General features: G+C 62.1%; 18 protein-coding genes. 14 read left to right on the top strand and 4 right to left on the bottom strand.

The window, feature by feature from the left end; translation table 11 throughout:
• Positions 1-2 precede the first annotated feature (2 nt).
• The 4 genes from BM269_RS01955 to ffh form a co-directional block, all read right to left on the bottom strand.
• Positions 3-1,160 carry an MFS transporter gene (locus BM269_RS01955; protein ID WP_090435179.1) on the bottom strand — a complete coding sequence of 386 codons (1,158 nt, stop codon included), beginning with the start codon at positions 1,158-1,160 and terminating at the stop codon, positions 3-5.
• Between the two features lie 9 nt (positions 1,161-1,169).
• Entirely contained in the window at positions 1,170-2,309 is a 1,140-nt protein-coding gene (locus BM269_RS01950) for an MFS transporter (RefSeq protein WP_090435176.1), read from the bottom strand.
• A 66-nt stretch (positions 2,310-2,375) separates the two neighbouring features.
• On the bottom strand, positions 2,376-2,753 hold the full coding sequence (locus BM269_RS01945; RefSeq protein ID WP_055929217.1) for an SWIB/MDM2 domain-containing protein: 378 nt from the start codon (positions 2,751-2,753) through the stop codon (positions 2,376-2,378).
• Between the two features lie 168 nt (positions 2,754-2,921).
• Positions 2,922-4,289, bottom strand: a complete 1,368-nt coding sequence (gene ffh / locus BM269_RS01940; RefSeq protein WP_090435173.1) for a signal recognition particle protein — start codon at positions 4,287-4,289, stop codon at positions 2,922-2,924.
• Between the two features lie 246 nt (positions 4,290-4,535).
• Between ffh and BM269_RS01935 the strand changes: the two genes are divergently transcribed.
• From BM269_RS01935 to BM269_RS01870, 14 genes are all read left to right on the top strand, one after another.
• Positions 4,536-5,327, top strand: a complete 792-nt coding sequence (locus BM269_RS01935; protein WP_090435170.1) for a M48 family metallopeptidase — start codon at positions 4,536-4,538, stop codon at positions 5,325-5,327.
• Between the two features lie 68 nt (positions 5,328-5,395).
• Positions 5,396-6,370 carry an ABC transporter substrate-binding protein gene (locus BM269_RS01930; protein ID WP_090435167.1) on the top strand — a complete coding sequence of 325 codons (975 nt, stop codon included), beginning with the start codon at positions 5,396-5,398 and terminating at the stop codon, positions 6,368-6,370.
• Positions 6,367-7,182, top strand: coding sequence for an ABC transporter permease (locus BM269_RS01925; protein ID WP_090435163.1), 816 nt, complete (start codon positions 6,367-6,369; stop codon positions 7,180-7,182). The genes BM269_RS01930 and BM269_RS01925 overlap by 4 nt, the downstream gene beginning before the upstream one ends.
• Entirely contained in the window at positions 7,183-7,971 is a 789-nt protein-coding gene (locus tag BM269_RS01920) for an ABC transporter ATP-binding protein (protein WP_090435160.1), read from the top strand.
• 77 nt (positions 7,972-8,048) lie between these two features.
• Entirely contained in the window at positions 8,049-8,852 is an 804-nt protein-coding gene (locus BM269_RS01915; protein WP_090435157.1) for a cytochrome C assembly family protein, read from the top strand.
• The gene (locus BM269_RS01910; RefSeq protein WP_090435154.1) at positions 8,849-9,097 is read left to right on the top strand and encodes a PP0621 family protein; all 249 of its coding nucleotides are present in this window, start codon (positions 8,849-8,851) and stop codon (positions 9,095-9,097) included. Before BM269_RS01915 ends, BM269_RS01910 begins: the two co-directional genes overlap by 4 nt.
• Before the next feature lie 8 nt (positions 9,098-9,105).
• Entirely contained in the window at positions 9,106-10,752 is a 1,647-nt protein-coding gene (locus BM269_RS01905) for a sensor histidine kinase (RefSeq protein WP_090435151.1), read from the top strand.
• Positions 10,749-12,236 carry a sigma-54-dependent transcriptional regulator gene (locus tag BM269_RS01900; RefSeq protein WP_090435147.1) on the top strand — a complete coding sequence of 496 codons (1,488 nt, stop codon included), beginning with the start codon at positions 10,749-10,751 and terminating at the stop codon, positions 12,234-12,236. Before BM269_RS01905 ends, BM269_RS01900 begins: the two co-directional genes overlap by 4 nt.
• A gap of 325 nt (positions 12,237-12,561) precedes the next feature.
• Positions 12,562-15,453, top strand: a complete 2,892-nt coding sequence (locus tag BM269_RS01895) for a ribonucleoside-diphosphate reductase subunit alpha (protein ID WP_090435144.1) — start codon at positions 12,562-12,564, stop codon at positions 15,451-15,453.
• Positions 15,454-15,534: 81 nt separating this feature from the next.
• On the top strand, positions 15,535-16,641 hold the full coding sequence (locus BM269_RS01890; RefSeq protein ID WP_090435141.1) for a ribonucleotide-diphosphate reductase subunit beta: 1,107 nt from the start codon (positions 15,535-15,537) through the stop codon (positions 16,639-16,641).
• Between the two features lie 104 nt (positions 16,642-16,745).
• Complete coding sequence (locus tag BM269_RS01885; protein ID WP_090435138.1) at positions 16,746-17,117, top strand: cupin domain-containing protein; 372 nt, start codon at positions 16,746-16,748, stop codon at positions 17,115-17,117.
• 158 nt (positions 17,118-17,275) lie between these two features.
• The gene (locus BM269_RS01880) at positions 17,276-20,014 is read left to right on the top strand and encodes a type VI secretion system Vgr family protein (protein WP_170860253.1); all 2,739 of its coding nucleotides are present in this window, start codon (positions 17,276-17,278) and stop codon (positions 20,012-20,014) included.
• A gap of 34 nt (positions 20,015-20,048) precedes the next feature.
• The gene (locus tag BM269_RS01875) at positions 20,049-22,223 is read left to right on the top strand and encodes a T6SS effector phospholipase Tle3 domain-containing protein (RefSeq protein ID WP_090435134.1); all 2,175 of its coding nucleotides are present in this window, start codon (positions 20,049-20,051) and stop codon (positions 22,221-22,223) included.
• Positions 22,220-23,698, top strand: a complete 1,479-nt coding sequence (locus BM269_RS01870; RefSeq protein ID WP_090435131.1) for a virulence factor — start codon at positions 22,220-22,222, stop codon at positions 23,696-23,698. Before BM269_RS01875 ends, BM269_RS01870 begins: the two co-directional genes overlap by 4 nt.
• Position 23,699 lies beyond the last annotated feature (1 nt).

The following is a 23,699-nucleotide window of genomic DNA, read 5'->3' as shown; positions in this document are numbered from 1 at the left end:
ACTTACCTGGGCAGCAGCAGCGCGCTGGCACCGACCATCGCGAACAGCAGGCCGCCCAGCGGCAGCAAGCCGTAATGCAGGAAGGGCGCCACCAGTTGCGTGGCGCCTGCAACACAAGCAAAGGCGAAGAACATCAAGAGGCCCGCGCCCTTGCCCGCATCTTCTCCGGCCGCATGCAGCGCGCCGCCCATGGTGGCAGGGCCGCGCAGGCCGAGCCCGGCGCAGAACAAGGCGGCCAGCACGGCCAGCGCCACCAGGCCGCGCGTGCCCACCAGGCCCGCCAGCGCCATCCCCATCAAGCCCGCACCCGCCAGACATTGCAGCAGCGTCCCTGTGCGCATCAGCCAGAGCTGGCCAAGCCGCTGCACCATGCGCACCGCAGCCGAGGCGCCGACCATGAAGGCCAGCACGCCGCACATCTGCAGGATGGCGAATGCTTCGATCCCGAGCCCGAGGGTATGCGTGACCAGTACCGGCGCACTTGCCACGTACATCAGCAAGGCGCCGAACATGACGGCGTAGCTCAGGGCGTAGCGCAGGTAGCGGCGGTTGCGCAGCAGCGGGGCATAGCCGCGCCGGGCATGGGATGCTGCCGGGGGCAGTTGCGCTGCGCGGCCGACGATGCGCGCGACCAGCGGCAGCAGCAGGAGCGACATGGCGGCGATCAGCCAGAACGTGGTGCGCCAGTCGGCGTACAGCACGATGGCGGCGCCGGCCACCGGTCCCAGTGCCGGAACGGTGGATTCGGCCATGGCGACCATGGCCAGCGCCTTGACGGCATCGGCCTCGTTGAAACGTCGCCGTATCAGGGCGGGCACGGCCACCGTTGCGGCTCCTGCGCCCAGCCCTTGCAGCAGGCGACCGGCCAGCATCGCGTCGATCGCAGGCGCCATGGCGCAAACCAGGCTGCCCCCGCCCAGCAGGGCGGTGCCGGCCATGATGGTGCGGCGGTCGCCGAAACGATCGGCCGCCCAACCCCAGGCCAGTTGCGACAGGGCCAGCGCCGCCATGAACAAGGCCATGGTCGCCTGCGCGGATGGAATGGAGGCGCCGAGCTCCGCCGCCATCACTGGAATCGCCGGCAGGTACAGGTCCGAGGCCAGCAGGCCCAGGGCTGTCAGGCTGGCGAGGGGAATGGCAAGGCGGTGCAGTGCTTGCATGGCGGCTGGCTAATGTTTGATGTCGGCGGAACGCCAGATAAACCCCGGCAGCAAGGCCGCTCCCGCAATCACCATCACGGCGGCGCTACCGAAGGTGATCAGTGCCGCGTCTTCCACATTGCCCTTGGCCGTCAACCGGATAGCGGCAGCGGCAACCGCGTGGCTGGCAAACTGTAGCAGCGACAAGCCGGCGCGTGCATGCCGGCCTGCCGCCTTGAGCGCGCCCGCGGTCAGCGGCATGGCGCATGCCGAGAAGCCGGCGCACAGTGCCGCCCAGCATCCGAACAGGTAATAGAAGGGATCGACGCCTTGCTCCAATTGGTTCCACGCGACGATGAAGGCGGCGGCCATGATCATCACGGCGATGCCGCCGGTGACCCGCTGCCTCGTCGGTCCGCCCGGGTTGCCGAACGACTGCACCAGCATGACCGAAGCGCCGGCGGCTTGCAGCAGGGCGATATGGGCGGCGCCCAGCCCAAGGTCGAGAGAGATCATGACGGGCAGGGTGGCTGCACCGGCCATCATGGCGCCAAAGCACAAGGCATGGCAGGCGGCATAGCGCAGGTAGGTGAAGTTTCCCATCAACTCCCCGAACTGGAACTCGTCGCCAGCCTTGTTGGCGGCGGCCGGCGCACTGGCCAACAGCACGAGCAACAGCAGGCACGCCGCTACCGCCATCCAGAAGGTGTAGCGCCAGCCGGCACCCAGCACCAACAGCGCGCCGATCGCCGGTGCCAGGATCGGGATCGCGCCATCGGTCAACAGGCGAAGCCGGCGGCTCGCATGGGGCCGCATCAGCAGCGGCAGCAGGGCCGCCGCGGCGCCCGCGCCCAGCCCTTGAAGAACGCGTCCGGCCTGCAGTTCCCACGGCACTTGCGCCAGCGCGCACAGGGCGCTGCCGGCGGTAAGCAGCAGCGTGCCGCCAATCAGGACCGCACGCTTGCCCAGGGCATTTGAGGTCCAGGCGAACAGCAGGTGGGCCGATGCCAGGGCTGCCATGTACACGGACAGCAGGGACTGTGCGGCGGGCAGGGACAGGCCGAATTCCTTGCCGAGCGCCGGCAAGGCCGGCAGGACAGCATCAAACGCCAGCGGGCCAAGGGCGGCCAGGCTGGCGAGCGACAGGGTCAGGTGAAGGCGTGCACGCATAAAAAATAAAAGCCCCGAGCGCGTGGCGTCGGGGCTCCTCGAATGGCTGCAACAGCCAGAAGCAGCTTATTTCAGGTGGTCGGAAATCAGCTTGGTCATTTCAAACATGGAAACCTGGGCCTTGCCGCCGAAGACAGCTTTCAGCTTGTCGTCCGCATTGATCATGCGGCGGTTGGCGGCGTCCTGCAGGTTCAGTTTCTTGATGTAGTCCCAGACTTTCTTGGTCACTTCGGTACGCGGCAGCGGTGCGGAACCGACTACGGCGGACAGTGCGCTCGATGGCGTCATCGCCTTCATGAAGGCTGCGTTAGGTTTACGTGCGGCTGGTGCTGCTGCTTTCTTTGCTGCTGGCTTGGCTGCTGCCTTGGCCGGCGCAGCTTTTTTTGCTGCTGGCTTGGCGGCGGCTTTCTTTGCTGCTGGTGCTGCTTTCTTGGCTGTTGCCATATTCGAGCCTCCTTAACAAACAAATGGAAAATTGCGCAATACTATCGCACGGCTAATATTGGCGGGGGTTTGCTGCTTGTGCAAGTGTTTTTGTGGGTTTTTTAGGGGAAACAAGCCTGAAACACAAAAAAAGCCGCCCGAAGGCGGCTTTTTGCGGCAACGCGAGGCTTAGCGCATGCCGGGCATCATGCCCTTCATCGAGCGCATCATCTTCATCATGCCGCCGCCGGACAGCTTTTTCATCATGGTCTGCATCTGCTCGAACTGGTTCAGCATGCGGTTCACTTCCTGCACCTGGACCCCGGCACCGGCCGCGATGCGGCGCTTGCGCGCCGCCTTGATCAGTTCCGGCTTGGCGCGTTCCTGCGGCGTCATCGAGTCGATGATGCCGACCATGCGCCGCACCTGCTTCTCGGCCTGGCCCATGTTGGCGCCGGCCGCGGCTTGCTGGAACTGGGCCGGCAGCTTGTCGAGCAGGCCGCTCATGCCGCCCATTTTTTTCATCTGCGCCAGTTGCGCCTTGAAGTCGTTCATGTCGAACTTGCCGCCCGACTTGACCTTGGCGGCCAGCTCGGCCGCCGCCTTGGCGTCGACGTTCTTCTGCGCTTCCTCGACCAGGGCCAGGATGTCGCCCATGCCCAGGATACGGTTGGCCATGCGCTGCGGATCGAACGCTTCCAGGCCGTCCAGTTTTTCCGACACGCCGGCAAACTTGATCGGCTTGCCGGTAATGTGGCGCACCGACAGCGCCGCACCGCCGCGCGAATCGCCATCGAGCTTGGTCAGCACCACGCCGGTCAGCGGCAGCGCGTCGTTGAAGGCCTTGGCGGTGTTGATCGCGTCCTGGCCCAGCATCGCGTCGACCACGAACAGGGTTTCGATCGGCTTGACCGCGCCGTGCACGGCGGCGATCTCTTTCATCATCTCTTCGTCGATACCGAGGCGGCCGGCGGTGTCGATGATCAGCACGTCATGATGGTGCTTCTTGGCCCAGTCCAGCGCGGCCAGCGCGATGTCGACCGGCTTGTCCTGCGCAGTGGAAGGGAAGAAGTCGGCGCCGACCTGGCCGGTCACCGATTGCAGCTGGGCGATAGCGGCGGGACGATACACGTCGGCCGATACGGTCAGCACTTTCTTCTTCTTTTGTTCTTTCAGGTACTTGGCCAGCTTGCCGACGGTGGTGGTCTTGCCCACGCCCTGCAAGCCGGCCATCAGGATGATCGCCGGCGGCTGCTGGGCGAAGGAAAGCTGCGACGCTTCGGCACCCAGGTCCGCGCCCATCAGGGCGCCCAGTTCGCGCTGCACCACGCCGACCAGGGCCTGGCCCGGGGTCAGCGAGGAAATCACTTCTTCGCCGAGGGCTTTTTCCTTGACCTTGGCGATGAATTCGCGCACGGCCGGCAGGGCGACGTCGGCCTCCAGCAGCGCCATGCGCACTTCGCGCAGCATGTCGGCGGTGTTGGTTTCGGTCAGGCGGGCCTCGCCGCGCATCGTCTTGACGACTTTGGCAAGGCGCGTAGTCAGGTTGTCTAGCATTGGTGGCCTACTAATTAATAAAGAGAGCTGCGAATAAAGAGAGCGGCGAAAGAGCGCTGCGATCAGCGGAAAATCCCGCCATTCTACCTTAGTAGGGGGCGCCGGCGGCAGCGCAGGGTGGTGACCGCCTGTCTCTCACGAAATGTCACTATCGTGCACAAATTTGCGAAATAAACAAAGTTTCTTCTTGACAAGACATGCGGCCACCATGCATCTTGTTCATAAATTAATTTTACGGATGAACTTGTGCAATCGCTGGCCGTTCCAGACCTGATCAATCTATGCGCGCCCGGCCGGCGGCGCGCCCTGCGCCATTGGCGCCTGGCAGCCCTGGTGGCTGCGGTGTGCCTTGTCCTGTGCGCCGGCTGGCAACTGGCCCGCCCCGTCATCGTCGACCAGTTGGCCGCGGCGTTTCCGCCGGCCCTGGAAATCCAGCTGGGACAGGACATGCTGCGCCAACTGGACCTGCAGGCGCTGAAACCGAGCGAGCTGTCGGAGACGCACCGGGCCCGCATCGGCGCGGCCTTCAACAGCCTGCAAGCGCCGCACGAAGGCGCGCCGCGCCACCGCCTGCTGTTTCGCAGCAGCCAACTGGGCGCGGCCGCCTTCACGCTGCCCTCGGGCGACATCATCCTGACCGACAGCCTGGTGCTGGCGCTGCCCGACGACGGCGCGGTGCTGGCGGTACTGGCCCATGAACTGGGCCACCAGCAGCAGCACCACATGCTGCGCCGCCTGGCGCAGGAAGCCATGTTGCCGGCAGCAGCCGGCGTGGTGCTGGGCGATACCAGCTGGCTGGTTTCCAGCATGGCGGCGCGTGCGCCGCATCTGGATTGGCCGCAACAGACCGAAATCGAAGCCGACAAGTATGCCGCCGACCTGCTGGAACATAACGGCTTGTCCTTGCGCCTCCTGAGCGAAGTACAGGAAGCATTAAGCGGCGCCACCGGCATGGCCGGCGCAGAGCGAGCCTACCTCTCGATCCATCCGCCATGCGCGGAACGCCTGGCGCAACAGCGCGAACGCAGCGCCCTTTAAGCGCCCCTGCCTTCAATGTATGATGGGCGCGCGGCCGCGCAGGCCAACTATTCACTAAGGAGAGCTGGATGAGACTGAAAAGTATCGGCACGGCGGCAGCCGTGGCGGCATTGGTGTTGGCTGGCAGCGCGCAGGCGCAGGAGGTGGTGCGGCTGGGGAACCTGAAGTTCGCCCATTACGGCGCCGTATCGTATATCAAGGAGATCGCGCCGAAGTGCGGCATCAAGGTCGAAGAGCGCGTGTTCGCCAAGGGCCTGGACGTGATGTCCGCCGTGCTGGCCGGCGAGCTTGACGTGGGCGCTACCGCTTCCGAGGCTGCCATCTCCGGCCGCGCCGGCGGCGCGCCGATCTACGTGGTGGCCGGTTTCGCCAAGGGCGGCGCACGCCTGGTGGGGCGCAGCGACCTGAATCTCAAATCGATCAAGGACCTGAAGGGCAAGCGGGTCGGCGTGACGCGCGGCGGCATCCAGGAAGTGCTGCTGCTGGCGGAACTGCAGCAGGCCGGCCTGACCGTCTCCGAACAACCGGGCAAGGACGTGCAGACCGTGCTGCTGGCCTATGCGGACCTGAACCAGGCCCTGCTGGGCAAGCATATCGACGCCATGATGCAGTCGGAGCCGCAATCGTCGCAAGCCATCAACAAGGGCTACGGCAGCGAGATCCTGAAGCCGTACAACACCGCGATCGGCGAGCCGATCCGCACCATGGTGATGACCGAGAAGTTCTACAAGGAGCGCCGCCCGGTGGCCGAGAAGTTCATGCGCTGCTTCGTGGAGGCGACCAAGACCTTCATCGACCAGCCGGCCACGGCCGAAAAATACGTGCGCGATACCGTGTTCAAGGGCCAGATCACCAGCGACGATTTCCAGGACGCGATCGGCAACTCGCCCTATTCGTACGACGTGTCGCCCGAGCACATCCAGGTTACCACCGACACCATGGTCAAGACCGGCGTCGGCAAGATGGCCAAGCCGCCGCTGGCCAAGGACTGGGTCAAGACCGACCTGCTGGAGCAGGCCAAGAAATCGCTGGGCGTCAAATGAGGGTGGCGTGGCGCGATGTCGCTGTCGGCCTGGTGGTGCCGGCGGCGCTGGTATTGGTCTGGCATTTCGTCACGTTCCGCGGCTGGGTCAACCCGCAGGCCCTGCCGTCGCCGGAAGCGGTGGCGCGCAAGTGGGTGGAATACCTGCTGCCGCTGCAGCCGTATGACGGCAACGGTAGCCGGCTGGCGTGGGCTTTCTCCGGTGAGTTGATCCACGATGCGATCGGCAGCATGTACCGCGTGCTGCTCGGTTTCGTCATCGGCGGTGGACTGGCGCTGCCGCTGGGACTGGCCATGGGCGCCAGCGCCCACGCCTACCGCCTGTTCAATGTGCTGGTGCAGATCATCCGCCCGGTGCCGCCGATTGCCTATATCCCGCTGTCGATGCTGTGGTTCGGGCTGGGCAACCCGCCGGCCATCTTCCTGATTTCGCTGGGCGCCTTCTTCCCGGTCCTGATCAACACCATCGCCGGCGTGCGCCAGGTGGACGGCATCTACCTGCGCGCGGCGCGCAACCTGGGCGCCTCCGGTCCCACCATGTTCCTGCGCGTGATCCTGCCGGCAGCGGTGCCGTCGATCCTGGCCGGCGTGCGCATCGGCATCGGCACCGCCTTCATCGTGGTGATCGTGGCGGAAATGGTGGCGGTGAACAACGGCCTGGGCTTCCGCATCAGCGAGGCGCGCGAGTACTTCTGGTCGGACAAGATCATCGCCGGCATGATCACCATTGGTATGCTGGGACTGGCGATCGACGTCGCGATGGACCGCCTGAACAACCACCTGCTGCGCTGGCACCGCGGCCTGGAGAGCTGAATGAGCGCCGCACATATTGAAGTCAGGGGTGTCAGCAAGGTCTTCGGCACCTCGGTGGTGGCGCTGCAGGACATCAACCTGGAGATCCCGCGCGGCCAGTTCGTCTGCCTGCTCGGGCCTTCCGGCTGCGGCAAGTCGACCCTGTTGAACGCCATCGCCGGCTTTTCGCCGCCCACCGGCGGCAGCATCGTCGCCGATGGCAAGCCGGTGACCGCTCCGGGCCCGGAGCGCGGCATGGTATTCCAGGAATACGCCCTGTTCCCCTGGATGACGGTGGCCGACAACGTGGCCTTCGGCCTGGAGATCAAGGGCCTGCCGAAGGAGCAGATCGCGGCCACGGTGGACCAGCTGCTGAAGACCTTGTCGCTGCAGGACTTCCGCCAGCGCTTCCCGAAAGACCTGTCGGGCGGCATGCGGCAGCGGGTGGCGATCGCCCGCGTGCTGGCGCTGGATTCGCCGATCATGCTGATGGACGAGCCGTTCGGCGCACTCGATGCGCTGACCCGGCGCGACCTGCAGGACGAGTTGCTGCGCATCTGGGACGAGCAGAAAAAGACCATCATCTTCGTCACCCACAGCATCGAGGAGGCGATTTACCTGGCCGACCGCATCGTGGTCATGACGTACCGTCCCGGTACGGTCAAGCGCGACATCCTGGTCGACCTGCCGCGCCTGCGCGACCCGTCGTCGCCGGAATTCAACGCCTTGAAGCGCGAGCTGGGACAGTTGGTGATGGAAGAACAACAACGCCATCATCATGACGAGTTGCGTGCGGCGGCGGTTGATTGAAATCGTCCCGGTGCCAGCTCCTGACACGCGGAGCGTGTTGGGACCTGGCACCGCTGACTGAGTGTTAAACTTACCGGATGCAAACTTACTTCCTGCTCGCAGCAACGCTGCTTTACCTGATTTGTGGTGTCCTCCCGTCGCGTAAATCCGTGCCTATCGCCGCACTGACGGCCGGCGCCTGGCTGCTGCACGGGGCGGCGCTGTGGGTCGACGTGATGGTGCCCGGTTCGCTGCGCGTCGGCTTTGCCACCATGCTATCGTCGGCGCTGTGGATTTCGGTGGGCGCCTACTGGCTGGAAAACCAGAACTTCCCGCTGGACGGCCTGCGCCGCATCGTGATGCCGGTGGCCGCGCTGGCGGTGGCCTTGCAAGCGGGCTTCCCCGGCGCGCTGATCCCGACCGCCGGCCGTTCCACCATGCTGGGCTGGCACATCGCCATCGCCACGCTGGCCTACAGTACCTTGACCATCGCCGCCTTCCACGCCGTGCTGATGGCGCTGCAGGAGTCGCGCCTGCATACGCGCAGCGACAGCCCGGGCTTTTTCGCCACCGCCCTGGACCAGTTGCCCGCCTTGCTGACGATGGAAAAGCTGCTGTTCCGCCTGATCGCCTTCGGCTTCGTGCTGCTCAGCCTGACCGTCCTGTCGGGCATCGTGTTCAGTGAAGAATTGTTTGGCCGGGCGCTGAAGTGGGACCATAAATCGGTCTTCACCCTGCTGTCCTGGGCCCTGTTCGCCGCCTTGCTGGCCGGCCGTCATTTCCGCGGCTGGCGCGGCAAGACTGCCCTCAGCTTCACGCTGGCGGGCTTTGCGACCCTGCTGCTGGCCTACGTCGGCAGCCGTTTTGTGCTGGAAGTGGTTTTACATCGAGGTTTGGCATGACACGAGTCCTGTTCTGGCTGGCGCTGTTTTTCCTGGTGATCGCCGCCATCCGCAGCAAATTGCGCAAGATGAGCGGCCCGCCGCAAGGCGGCACATCGCCTGCGCCGCAGCAGCCGCGCGCGGCCGAGCCGCAACAGGCTGAACAGATGCTGCAATGCGACCATTGCGGCGTGCATTTCCCAGCCTCCGAAAATGTCCCGGCCAACGGCCGTGACTACTGCTGCGCGGCGCACGCCCCGCATTGAGTTCCAGCGTGTTTGCCCGTCTCCACACCCTGTCGGCCGCCTCGCGCGACACCTTCTGGCGCTCGCTGAAGGCGCTGGGCGCGACCCGCATCGTGATCACCCTGGTGCTTTCGCTGTACTTTACTGCCGGCGACCTGTTGTCGCGCGAGCTGAAGGTGCAGGTGTGCGCGGCCTACCTGCTGGCGGCGGTCGCCATGCAGGTGCTGGCCATGCGCTGGCGCCGCCACTTCATGTTGCAGCTGATGTCGCAGGTAGCCTGCGACCTGACCTGCATTTCGCTGCTCTACCTGGCGGCGGGCGGCTTGCGCTCCGGACTGGCCATCCTGTACCTGTTCCCGCTGGCCGGCTGCGCCATCCTGGCGCCGCTGGTGCTGTCGCTGTTCAGCGCCTCGCTGGCCACGCTGTTCATGCTGGCCGACAGCACCTATCTCGCTATTTCGGGCGGAGAATCGCTGGTGTTGCAGGCCGGCCTGTACGGCGTTGCCTGGTTTGCCGTGGTGCTGATCGTGAACCGCATGGCGGCGCGCCTGATCGGCCAGGAAGAGCTGGCAGCCCAGCGCGGCATTGAAATCGGCGTGCAGCAAGCCGTCAACCGGCTGGTGATCGCACATTCGGCCGACGGCATCCTGGTGGTCGGACCGGACGGCACCATCCACATGAGCAACCCGGCGGCGCAGCAAATGCTGGGCGGCACCGCACAGGTGCTGGATGGCGCGGCGCTGCAGCCGATCGCGGTCGCCTATGAGGCTTGGCGCAGCGACCCGCAACAGGCCAGCGCCTTCATCACCATCAAGCCGTTCGAGGATCCGGAGCAGGCAGACCTGACCGCCGCCTGGAATTCGCGGCGCGACGTTTCTTTGCACCTGAAATTGCGCTTCGCCGCCGCCGACACCAAGGGCCTGGATGTGGAACGCAACGTGATCTTCCTGGAGGACGTGACCGGCATCGAGGAAAAGGCGCAGCAACTCAAGCTGGCCTCGATGGGCCGCCTGACCGCCAGCATCGCGCATGAAGTGCGCAACCCGCTGTCGGCCATCGGCCACGCCAATTCGCTGCTGGAAGAGGATTTGCAGGCGCCGGTGCACAAGCGGCTACTGAGGATCATCAGCGACAACGTGGCGCGCGTGAATCGCATGGTGGAGGACATCCTGCAGCTGTCGCGCAAGGCGCAAAGCCACCACGAACCGATGGAACTGGAATCCTTCCTCAATGAGTTGAAGGCGGAGTTCGACGAAACCCATCGGCTGGACCGCAAGATCGTATGTTTGGGCGGCATGGCCCAGGTGATGGTGCGCTTCGACCCGCTGCACTTGCGCGAAGTGCTGATCAACCTGCTCAATAACGCGGTGCGCTATGCCAGCGGCACCCCGGCCAGCATCCGCGTCTTCGTCGTGCAGGTGGCCGGGCGGCCGCTGGAATTGCATGTGCAGGACGATGGCCCCGGCATTTCGCCGCAGGTGCGGGCCCACCTGTTCGAGCCGTTTTATACAACATCGAGCAAGGGGACGGGCCTGGGCCTGTATCTGGCGCGCGAATTGTGTTTGAATAACGAAGCCATGCTGGATTACGAGCACCGATTCGAAGACAGCGTGACTGAGGGCGGCGCGCGCAAGTCGAGCGGCCGCTTTGTGATTACATTTGCGAAAAACACATGACTTCTCCACGTGTCCTGGTCGTTGACGATGAAGCCGACCTGCGCGAATTGCTGGAAATTACCTTGTTGAAGATGGGGCTGGACGTGGACAGCACCGAAACCCTTCAGCAAGCGCGCCAGCATTTTGCCGAAAAAGATTATCAACTGGTGCTGACCGACATGCGCCTGCCCGACGGCCTTGGGCTGGACCTGGTGCGCGAGGTGACGGCCAGCGGCAAGAACATCCCGATCGCGGTCGTGACGGCCTTCGGCAGCGCCGAAAATGCCGTGGTGGCGCTGAAGGCGGGCGCCTTTGACTATGTCAGCAAGCCGGTGCAGCTGGAGCAGTTGCGCATCCTGGTGCAGTCGGCATTGAAGGTGAGCGACAGCGTGCCGGCCGCCGCCCCGGCGCGTGGCCAGTCGCCAAGCCGGTTGCGCGGCAGCTCGGCCGCGATCCAGGCCCTGCGTGCCCAGATTGCCCGGCTGGCGCGGTCGATGGCGCCGATTGCCATCAATGGCGAGTCGGGCAGCGGCAAGGAACTGGCGGCGCGCGAAATCCATGCCCAGAGCTCGCGCGCGGACAAGCCTTTCATCGCCGTCAACTGCGGCGCCATTCCGGAGGCGCTGATGGAGGCCGAGTTCTTCGGCTACCGCAAGGGCGCCTTCACCGGTGCGGCCGACGAACGCGACGGCTTTTTCCAGGCGGCCAACGGCGGCACCCTGATGCTGGACGAAGTGGCCGACCTGCCGCTGGCGATGCAGGTCAAGCTGCTGCGCGCGATCCAGGAACGGCGGGTGCGCAAGATCGGCGCCACGGCCGAAGAGCCGGTCGACGTGCGGATCATCTCGGCCACCCACAAGAACCTGGAAAAACTGGTCGAGGATGGCCTGTTCCGGCAGGATTTGTTCTACCGCCTGAACGTGATCGAGCTGCGCCTGGCACCGTTGCGCGAGCGCCTCGATGACCTGGATGAACTGGTGGAGGCCATCCTGGCGCGGCTGGGCAGCTTTGACCACAAGGTGGTGTTGGCGCCCGGCGTGCTGGACGCCTTGAAGGGATATCCCTTCCCGGGCAATGTGCGCGAGCTGGAGAACATCCTCGAACGCGCACTGGCATTTTCCAACGATGGCGTGATCTCGGCGGAAGACCTGGCGCTGAAGGGCGGCACCTTGCCGCCGGCCGTGCCAGCCGCAGCGCAGGCAGCGGTACCGGCTGCTGGCGCCAGCCAGGCGGCCGCTCCTGCCGGCGCGGCGCCAAGCCAGGCGGTTGAAGCGGCGGCCGTGGAAGCCGCGCCAGCCGGTGAGTCATCGCTGCCGGCGCTGCCGGTGTTCGACGTCCTGCCCAGCAACCTGCCGGCTTACCTGGAAGCGGTCGAACGCCACATCATCACGCGCGCCCTGGCCCAGACCAATTACAACCGCACCCAGGCTGCCCAGCTGCTGGGCATCAGCTTCCGCCAACTGCGCTACCAGATGCAGAAGCTGAACATCCAGGACCCAAGCTAGCGGTTCGCGGCGGCGCGGCAGGCGCCGCCCGAATCGTCTATAATCCCGGTCCGCTGCGAAAATCCCGCCCAATCCTGTAGCGTTTTCGCCAGCGCACAAGCGCATGCTGCGCTGCAACATTGCTTAATCGATCAGCAAACAAAACGCGGTGCCGCCACTGATCGCCTGTTCTGGCAGGGGATATCAAAAGTCAATAAAAAATCGTGGCTGATTCGAAAAAATTCATCTTGTGCCAACCTTATCGCGTCACTACAATTAGTGCACAGCATTCAATGGTTCACTAGATATAGTGGCCATAAACAAAACTTAGATACGCGGAGCATAAATGCAATCTACTCAAGATATTTCCACCACTCAGGCGCCTCAAGTGCCTGTTTCCGCTGGCGAAACTGCCGGTGGTGTCGCTGTTTCCGCTAGCCAGATGGCCGACTACCGCATCATCCGCCGCAATGGCGCCGTGGTAGCTTTCGAGCCATCCAAGATCGCCGTCGCAATGACCAAGGCTTTCCTGGCAGTGAACGGCGGCCAGGGTGCGGCTTCCGCCCGCATCCGCGAACTGGTGGAAGACCTGACCAAGCACGTGGTGGCCGCCCTGATGCGCCGCCAGCCAGCCGGCGGCACCTTCCATATCGAAGACGTGCAAGACCAGGTTGAACTGGCCCTGATGCGTTCCGGCGAACACGACGTGGCACGTTCCTACGTGCTGTACCGCGCCAAGCACATGGAAGAACGCCGCCTGAAGAAAGAGGCTGCCGGTGCTTCCGCCACCGCGGAGCCGCAGATCAACGTGACCGAGAACGGCGTTTCCCGTCCTCTGGTGATGCAGGAAGTGCGCGACCTGATCGGCGCCGCCTGCAAGGGCCTGGAAAAGCACGTCGATGCCGACGCCATCCTGGCCGAAACCGTCAAGAACCTGTACGACGGCGTGCCGGTCGAAGAACTGCACAAGTCCGCCATCCTGGCTGCCCGCGCGCTGATGGAAAAGGACCCTGCGTACTCCCAGGTGACCGCCCGCATCCTGCTGCACACCATCCGTAAGGAAGTGTTCGGCAAGGAAGTGCCGCAAGCCGGCGCCGTTGCCGCCTACATCGAGTACTTCCCACAGTACATCGCCAAGGGCATCGCCGCAGAACTGCTGAACGAAGAACTGGGCAAGTTCGACCTGGCCAAGCTGGCCAAGGCCCTGGTGGCCGACCGCGACCTGCAGTTCGGCTACATCGGCCTGCAAACCCTGTACGACCGCTACTTCCTGCACGTGCGCGATGTGCGCATCGAAATGCCGCAGGCCTTCTACATGCGCGTCGCCATGGGCCTGGCCCTGAACGAAACCGACCGCGAAGCGCGCGCCATCGAGTTCTACAACCTGCTGTCGACCTTCGACTTCATGTCGTCGACCCCGACCCTGTTCAACTCCGGCACCCAGCGTTCGCAGCTGTCCTCCTGCTACCTGACCACCGTGTCCGACGACCTGGAAGGCATCTACGACGCCATCAAGGAAAACGCACTGCTGGCCAAGTTCGCCGGCGGCCTGGGCAACGACTGGACCCCGGTGCGCGCACTGGGCGCCCACATCAAGGGCACCAACGGCAAATCGCAAGGCGTGGTGCCGTTCCTGAAAGTGGTGAACGACACCGCGGTGGCAGTGAACCAGGGCGGCAAGCGCAAAGGTGCAGTCTGCGCCTACCTGGAAACCTGGCACATGGACATCGAGGAATTCCTCGACCTGCGCAAGAACACCGGCGACGACCGCCGCCGCACCCACGACATGAACACCGCGAACTGGATTCCGGACCTGTTCATGAAGCGTGTGATGGAAAAATCGCACTGGACCCTGTTCTCGCCGTCCGAAACGCCTGACCTGCACGATAAAGTCGGCAAGGCCTTCGAAGAAGCCTACGTCGGCTACGAAGCCAAAGCCGCTGCCGGCGAAATCCGTGTGTTCAAGAAGATCGAAGCGCTGGACCTGTGGCGCAAGATGCTGTCGATGCTGTTCGAAACCGGCCACCCATGGATCACCTTCAAGGATCCTTGCAACATCCGTTCGCCGCAGCAGCACGTCGGCGTGGTTCACTCGTCGAACCTGTGCACCGAGATCACCCTGAACACCAACGAAGACGAAATCGCCGTCTGCAACCTGGGTTCCGTGAACATGCCTGCCCACATGAAAGAGGGCAAGATCGACCACGTCAAGCTGCAGAAGACCATCCGCACCGCAATGCGCATGCTCGACAACGTGATCGACATCAACTACTACGCAGTTGAGAAGGCACGCAACGCCAACATGCGCCACCGCCCGGTCGGCATGGGCGTGATGGGCTTCCAGGACTGCCTGCACATGATGCGCGTACCGTACGCCTCGATGGAAGCGGTGCAGTTCGCCGACACCTCGATGGAAGCTGTCTGCTACTACGCCTACCTGGCATCGACCGAGCTGGCCGAAGAACGCGGCAAGTACGAGTCCTACGAAGGTTCCCTGTGGTCGCGCGGCATCCTGCCGCAAGACTCGGTGCGCCTGCTGGCAGAACAGCGCGGCGGCTACCTGGAGCAGGACCTGTCGTGCGCGATGGACTGGACCCCGGTACGTGAACGCATCGCCAAGTTCGGCATGCGTAACTCGAACTGCGTGGCGATCGCCCCGACCGCGACCATTTCGAACATCATCGGCGTGTCGGCTTGCATCGAACCGACCTTCCAGAACCTGTATGTGAAGTCCAACCTGTCCGGCGAATTCACCGAGATCAATGCCTACCTGGTACGCGACCTGAAGGCGCGCGACCTGTGGGACGAAGTGATGATCGCCGACCTGAAGTACTTCGACGGCTCGCTGAGCAAGATCGACCGTGCACCGCAAGACCTTCGCGACATCTACGCCACCGCGTTCGAAGTGTCGCCAAGCTGGCTGGTGGAAGCCGCGTCGCGCCGCCAGAAGTGGATCGACCAGGCCCAGTCGCTGAACATCTACATGGCAGGTGCATCCGGCAAGACCCTGGACGAGACCTACAAGCTGGCATGGCTGCGTGGCCTGAAGACCACCTATTACCTGCGCACCATCGCTGCCTCGCACATGGAGAAGTCGACTTCCCGTACCGGCGCCCTGAACGCCGTGTCCGCGAACGTGCCGGACGCCCCGGCGGCCGTAGCTGCTGAGCCAGATGGCGCCGCCTGCTACCTGCGTCCTGGTGACGACGGTTTCGAGGAATGCGAAGCCTGCCAGTAATACAATAGAGAGGTAATGGTGTCAGACCCGATGGGTCTGACACCGGTTTACCGGTTTTGAATACAAGAGGAAATAATACAAATGCTATCCTGGGATGATGAAGCCGCGGCTGCCCCGCGCCAAACCCCACCACAGGGCGCCACTGCCGAAGCCAGCGCCGCACAAGTCGCCCTGCGCGTCAACGCCGACGACAAGCGCGTGATCAATGGCCAGACCGACGTCAACCAGCTGGTCCCGTTCAAATACAAATGGGCCTGGGACAAATACCTGGCCGGCTGCGCCAACCACTGGATGCCGCAGGAAGTGAACATGCAGCGCGACATCGAGCTGTGGAAGAACCCGAACGGCCTGTCCGAAGACGAGCGCCGCCTGGTCAAGCGCAACCTGGGTTTCTTCGTCACCGCCGACTCGCTGGCAGCCAATAACATCGTGCTGGGCACCTATCGCCACATCACCGCTCCCGAGTGCCGCCAGTACCTGCTGCGCCAAGCCTTCGAAGAGGCGATCCACACCCACGCCTACCAGTACATCGTGGAATCCCTGGGCCTGGATGAGCAGGAAATCTTCAACGCCTACAACGAAGTAGCGTCGATCCGCGACAAGGACCAGTTCCTGATCCCGTTCATCAACGTGCTGACCGAACCGACCTTCAAGACCGGCACACTGGAGACCGACCAGCAACTGCTGAAGTCCCTGATCGTCTTCGCCTGCCTGATGGAAGGCCTGTTCTTCTACGTCGGCTTCACCCAGATCCTGGCGCTGGGCCGCCAGAACAAGATGATGGGCGCCGCCGAGCAGTACCAGTACATCCTGCGCGACGAATCGATGCACTGCAACTTCGGCATCGACCTGATCAACACCATCAAGCTGGAAAACCCTCAACTGTGGACTCCGGCCTTCAAGGAAGAGATCAAAGGCCTGTTCCTGCAGGCGGTCGAACTGGAATACCGCTATGCGGAAGACACCATGCCACGTGGCGTGCTGGGCCTGAACGCAGCCATGTTCAAAGGCTACCTGCGCTTCATCGCCAACCGCCGCGCCACCCAGATCGGCCTGGAAACCCTGTTCGACCAGGACGAGAATCCATTCCCATGGATGTCGGAAATGATCGACCTGAAGAAGGAACGCAACTTCTTCGAAACCCGCGTGACCGAGTACCAGACCGGCGGCGCGTTGAGCTGGGATTAAACCCCGCTACCAGGAAAGCCCGGCACTGCCGGGCTTTTTTGTATCTGAAGCCAGGATGCTCATTAGGAGCGCGGCCTGACAGAAGCACAAATTGAGGTACTTCAATGACCAACGTTGTCTCTCCGAAGCAGATCGCGGCCGGCCTTACTGAACACTGGTCGCCCCGCGTAGTAGCAGAACTTGACGACTCGTTCGTCAAAGTTGCCAAGGTACTTGGCTCGCTCATCTGGCACAGCCACGATAACGAAGACGAGCTTTTCTATATTCTCAAAGGTTCATTAACTATCGAGATGGAAGATAGAACAGTGGTGCTGCATGAGGGGGAGGCTTTCGTCGTCCCGAAAGGCGTCAGGCACAATCCTGTCGCTGTTGAGGAGTGCCATATCATGCTGATCGAACGAAAATCGACGCTTCATACCGGTACCGAAGTAGCGACAATGACGCGGAGCCTTGCCGATCAATTGCGGCCGGTCTGAGCCCCTTCGGCATAGGCGAGTACGCCAGGGGCGCGATGTCGTTTATGCTGTTTTCCGCTGCGCTTTGTCAATGTAAAAAAATTCAATCGTGCATCAATGAAGTGTTGAATAAAATATAATTTCCGCTCCGAATTTTCTTGATTTTCAGGAGTGCTCGCATGTCCCCACGCCTCGCCGGCCTTGAAATGGCCGGGCTCACCGAAGCCAATCGTCCGATCCGCCTGCGCCTGTTCCGCGGCGAGGGCGCAGCCGACGACAAACTGCTGGTCAAGCATGTCAGCGGTGTGGAGACCATCTGTGGCGGTATCGAATACAGCCTGCTCTGCGTTGCGTCTGAAGCCGGCCTGCCGCTCAAGCAGTTCATGGCGAACCCGGTTGAACTGCAGTTCGTTACCGACAGCGGCGGCATGCGCTCCGTGTGCGGCATCGTCGCCTCGGCCATTGAAGGGCAGGGCGATGGCGGCCTGGCTACCTACCAGTTGATCGTGCGCGACGCGCTGTCCTTGCTCGACAAAACCAGCAACACGCGGGTGTTCCGCAATGCCAGCGAAACCGATATCACCAATACCATCTTGCGCGAATGGCGGGAATCCAACCCCGTCGTGGCACGCGCATTCCAGTTCGACCTGGGTCACCTGAAGACCTACCCGGCGCGCGAATTCACTATGCAGTACAACGAATCGAACGCCGCTTTCCTGCAGCGCCTCTGGAAGCGCCGCGGCATTGCGTGGTTCATCCGTCCCGGCGCATCGAGTGAACACGGCAGCGACGAAGCGCCAGCCCACACGCTGGTGCTGTTCGACGATGCCATGACGCTGGAAGAAAACGCGGCCGGCACCATTCGCTACCACCGGGACGACGGCACCGAACAGCGCGACTCCATCACGACCTGGCACGCAGTGCGGCAACTGAGCGCTGGCAGCGTGAGCCGCCGCAGTTGGGATTACGCCCAGGCCTGGTCTATGGGAAGCCAGAACCTCAGCGGGGCTGACCAGGGAAAACTTGGCAACCAGTTCGCCAGCGGCCTTGATGACTACCTGGTCGATGTGCCGCATGCCGGCGAAAATGACGTCGATTACCGCAGCCTGGGCACCCTGCGTATGCAAAGGCATGAATACGAGTCCAAGTTTTTCCAGGGCGAGGGCAGCGACCGCAGCATGTGCGTCGGCCAGTGGAACCGTGTGAGCAGCCATCCGGAGCTCGAGTCCCATCCGGAAGAGCAGCGTGAGTTTGTCATCACCGAGTTGCGTGTGGAGGCCGAAAACAACCTGCCGAAAGCGTTCGACGACCGCGTGCGCCGGCTGTTCGCGCTCAATCACTGGCGCACCGACAGCAACGGCATGGAGCAGGCCAGCGCCGAACGCGGCGTGCGCTACACCAATCGCTTTACTTGCGTGAGACGCGGCATTCCCATCGTGCCGCGCTACGACCCGCGCATTGACCTGCCGCGTACCGAGGCTCAGAGCGTGACGGTAGTCGGCCCCATCAACGAAGAAATCCACTGCGATGCGCTGGGTCGCGTCAAGATCCGCTTTGCCGGCTGCCGCAACGAAGACCACGAGCACGCCAACGGCGCTGGAGCGTCCGACAGCGAGCGCGATTCGGCCTGGGTGCGCGTGGCCAGCGGCTGGGCCAGCGCCCAGTACGGCGCGATCTCCCTGCCGCGTGCCGGGGACGAAGTGATCTGCGTCTTCCTCGGCGGCGACCCGGACAAACCGCTGATCGTCGGCCGCGTACATGGTGGCAAGACCAACCCACCCTCATTCAGCCACCGCAGCCGACTGCCCGGCGACAAATACCTGTCCGGCATCAAGAGCAAAGAGGTCAAGGCACAGCGCTATAACCAGCTGCGCATGGACGATACGCCCGGGCAGATCAGCGCCCAATTGGCCAGCGAACATGGGCACAGCCAGTTGAACCTCGGCTACCTGACCCACCCGCGCTGCGACGGCGAAGCCGACCCGCGCGGTGAAGGCTTCGAGCTGGCCACCAACGACAGCGGCGCCATTCGCACGGCCAAGTCGCTCCTGATCTCCGCCTGGAAGCGGCTCGACGCCTGCGGCAACCAGTTAAGCGGCGACGAGCACCTGGCCCTGATGCAGGACTGTCTGGACCTGTTCAAGTCCCTTGGCCAGTACGCCGCCGAACACCAGGGCCTGGCGCTGGATGCCGAGCCGCAGGCTGAACTCAAAGACCATGTGGACGCCGCTGCCGGTGGCAGTAATACCGATCGCCAGCGCGACGGTGGCAAGCCGACGCTGAGCATGACGGCGCCGGCCGGTATCGCGCTCAGTACACCGAAAACGCTGGTCAGCTACGCCGGTGTGAACGTCGACACGGTGGCCCAGCAGCATATGCAGTTCACCAGCGGCCAGCGCTTCAACCTCAATGCGGGCAAGGGCATTTCGCTGTTCTCGCACATGGACGGCATCACCCAGGTGGCGCACAAAGGCAAGTTCCTGTTGCAAAGCCAACTGGATGACATGCAGATCAATTCGGCCAAGGACATCAAGGTCACCGCAGCCAAGCGCCTGATCATCATGGCCGAAGAAGAAGTGACCTTGATGGTGAGTGGTGGCGCCTATTTGACGCTGAAAGGCGGCAATGCCGAAATCGGCGGTCCGGGATCACTCACCGTGAAAACGGATGGCCACCACTGGAACGGCCCCGCAAGCGCCACAACGGAGTTGCCCAAGTTTGAATCAGGCGACTTTGGCCGCGTGCCACGCCTGCTGCGCGCCACCGACGGCAAGCCGGTGGAAGGCATGCAGCTGCACGTCGAGCGCGTCGGCGACAGTGCGATGAAGGGCATCAGCGATGGTGCCGGTACCGGCGAAAAGATCGTCGCCGACCGCCTGCAGCAGATCAAGGCCATTTTCTATCGTCCGCGCAAATGAAGCGCACTCCCGTATCAGCCAGGAAATCGCATCAATGACGAAGCCCTTATCTTTCGACAGTCCGTTTGAAGACCCCTGTAATCTGATCGTCGGCGCCAAAAGTGGCGTCTGTCTGGTCGACCCCAAACACCTCGACGTGATCGCCCAGATGCCGCTGCCGGGCATCACCATTTTCGTCCATGGCGTCAATTCTGACGGCGAGTGGTATACGCAATCGGAAGACGGCATCTGTAAGGGCCTGAACGACCGCCTCAAACGCAATGAGGGCCAGATCGTCCATGCTACGCCAGAAGGTGGCCAACTGAAACCGGCCAAATATATGGACGAATTGACGCCGGATGGTTTCATCAATCCCAAAATGACCGATAAATCCTTCGTATCCAGCGAAGGTAGTTTCTCCCCCGTCATCCATTTTCGCTGGGGCTACAAGGCCAGCAGCGAAGAACTGCAGGCATTCGGCGACTCCATTTATCTCAATGAAGAGAATTACTGGGGTGGAGGTCCGTTTGCCAATGGTTGCACCTCGTTGCCCGATTTATGGGGCAGTGGCATCGACGATAGCCTGTTCTTGTGGCTTCACATCCAGCACATGAACCCCACGAACGATCGCCTGGTGTACTCCACCCCTCCGCGTCCATACTACGTGTTGGCCGCATTACGTCTGGCTAAGCTGGTCGAGTCGATCCGCAAGAAGCAGGCTGACACCCCCATTACCATCGTCTGCCATAGCCAAGGCAATATGATCGGCATCGCCGCCGCCTTCCTCGGCGACCGCCTCGATCCGGTAACTGACGTCGCCGGCAAGACCGGCAACTGCGTAGCCGATACCTATGTGCTGTGCAATCCGCCCTATAGCCTATTGCAAAAGAATGCCACCCAGACCTGGTCCGAACGCGGCATGGAAGATCCGGAGGGAAAGCATGGCCGTACCAGCGGCGAAGCGCGCTACAAGACCATGGCCGCATTCTTCGACATCATCCGTAAGCAGTCGAATTTTGAGCAACCCGCCGCCACCATCGATGAATTGATGAAGAATGAGGCCCATGGTTTCGATGCGCGCAGCGACCGCAACAAATACGGCTACGGCGATAAACTCTCCACGCTCGGTCGGGTAACGCTATATTTCAACCCTCACGATCAGGTGATTTCGTCCACCACCATCCAAGGTATCGGCTGGCGCGGCCTGAGCCAGCAGGAAATCAATGCCACCAATGGTCATGGGGTTTTCAGCCAACGCGTGTTTGCACAGGGATTCAAAGTCGGTGAGCAAGGGCACTATGACTTTGCCCAGGCAATGAAGGACCGCGGCGTGACAGAATTCTGGCATCCACCATCGCCGATCGCAAAGTATTCCCTGTCAAAGGGCTTGGCCGCAAACACCACGAGCATCGGCAAGGTAATGACGATTGTCACTGCTCCTGTAATAAGTATTGTCACGGCCGTGGCGCGCACTCGCATTAATGGCGACCCGCCTAAGGACTGGAAGACTCCGCTAACGGCGCCGAAATTGCCGGAAGCGTTCTTGCCGGTAGCCGTGCGTTTCGGCCAGCCTTGCGCCGATTTCGATCAGGGCTACGACATGCCGGGCGAGTCACGCGACCAACAGCGTGTGCGCGATGTTGACGATCCGTATGCAGGTGATCGCAACATACCGCGTGGCGGTGCCGAGGGAGCAGCGCGAAAGCGTACTGATGCGGCACAGGGCGACACCTCCACCGAGGCTGGTTTGCGCTATGAGCACCACGCTATGTTGCGGATGCAGGCAAAGCGTGAAGGGCTCTATAAAAATGGGGAGCAGGTGACAGAAGAAGACGATCCGCCTTCCGCCAGCTCAGAATACAATGCCTGGCGCACAAAAAAGATCAAAGAAAGCCTGGCGGGCAATATCGACACTCATGCAACGGACCACTCAACCATCATGACCAACGGCATGCATGCGCAGAAGGCACTGGCATACGATGTCGCGGTCGGTACGTGCTACATCACTGAAAAGGACATGAATAAGCTCAGAAAGGCCGCTGACTGGCGTTTCCTCGACGGTCTCGAGGACATCGATCCTAACAAAGAATTTAAGGAATATTTCAAAACCGGCCTCTTTCGAAAAGTTCCCATCCCTCAGTGGGCAAATGAAACGCCGGAGGGCAGCATGCCAGTTAAGATTGTCAATCAACGCGGCTTCTTCGCTAAAGTTCCTAAAGGTGCCCAATGAAAGTTTTAGTTCAGACGCGTTCGCGTCGCGTTGCCTGCGCCTTGGCCGCCTTCGCTTTCGCGATAATCACGGCGCTCTTTCTTACAAGAGCGTCTAGTTTATCTGCGCCGCATGTGCTATCAGATGGAGACCTTATGAATCGTTTCTTGCTTTTCCCTACGCTGTTTGCCGCTGGCGTACTGGCCTTACTTAGCTTCAGTGCTTCAGCGTCGGCCCAGACTGTTGCCAGTCCGATAGCTCCAGCCGTACCGCAGCACGCCAAGCCATTCCAAGCTCAAGTCGTCGGACTGCAATGGCTCAACCCACTGCAGCGGCGCGACTATCCGACTGAATGGCAATTGCTTTGGACCTTGGGATTAGCGAAGCCCAATAAAGACGATGACATGGTGAAGACTGATCCCAAGACATTTTCTAAACTTCAGGCGATCGGAATTATCGCCAATGGAAATGATGGTGAGGAAACGTTCAAGGGATTTCACCATAAATACGTCGAAGCATTGACAGTACGTTTTCATGACATCTATTTCTCAAGCTCCACGTACTTCTATAACGCACATTCACTTACGGATAAGAAGACTCGGCGTGAACTGGCGGGCATTCATATCGAATACGCCCTTCCAGAAGGACGGCTCGACCCGGTTGAAGCCGCAAATTACCTGCGAGATGACATTATTGCTACTTTCAGTATTGGTAATAAGGCGGTTCCAAATGCTTGGAGCAGAGACACCCCCCCTGATGTGCGCGTGACCATGGGCGGCGCAAACGCCGGCTTCAGTTCATTGGCGGCGGGCCTGGACTACCTGCAAACGCATCCGAAAGAAACCGTCTGGGTAATGAACTGGGACGCCCCGAGCTTCCCGCCGAAGGACGAGCAAATCAACGAGAACATGGTGCTGCTCGTACTCGCCGGAGCTGACTACAACACTGAGCGCGCTCCGTTGGCCTGGATCGGTTACCCTGCCACCAAAAAAGTTGGCGAATTCGAAGCGCAGAAGGGCTTGCCTCCACGCCAGATCCAGGCATGGAAAGCCGCAGTTGAGGCGGCAGCGTATAACGCCGGAAAACAGGACAGTGACATTGGTTACGTAATCCATGACGCAAACAACAGTCATCCCGCATCGTCCGAACGCATTGGGGCCCTGGCGCAAACCCTCACTACTGAACTGGTGGATTTCGATTTCAAGAGGCAGACCTTCAATACGCCAGCGCTTTTGGGCGAAATGGGAGCTGGCACGGCGTTGACCAACGTTGCACTTGGTATTGCCTACGCAAATCACTTGGGTAAGAACGTCCTGGTCGCCGGCACTACAAACTCAGAGCAACCAACAGCAGTTGTTGTGAGCCCGCCATCTAAGGTGCGCCCAATCGATCCGAACGCGCCGTGGTTCCGTGCCCGTGGCGGGGGGAATGCGTTCCTGCCCTGGTGGGGACTGCGTCACGATACCAAGCCTGGTTCACAAGGCTATTCGCGATGAG

Source organism: Duganella sp. CF458 (assembly GCF_900113115.1).
Classification (GTDB): Bacteria; Pseudomonadota; Gammaproteobacteria; order Burkholderiales; family Burkholderiaceae_D; genus Rugamonas.
Note: the sequence above shows the minus strand (reverse complement) of the source record. Positions and strands in the feature narration are given on the sequence as shown.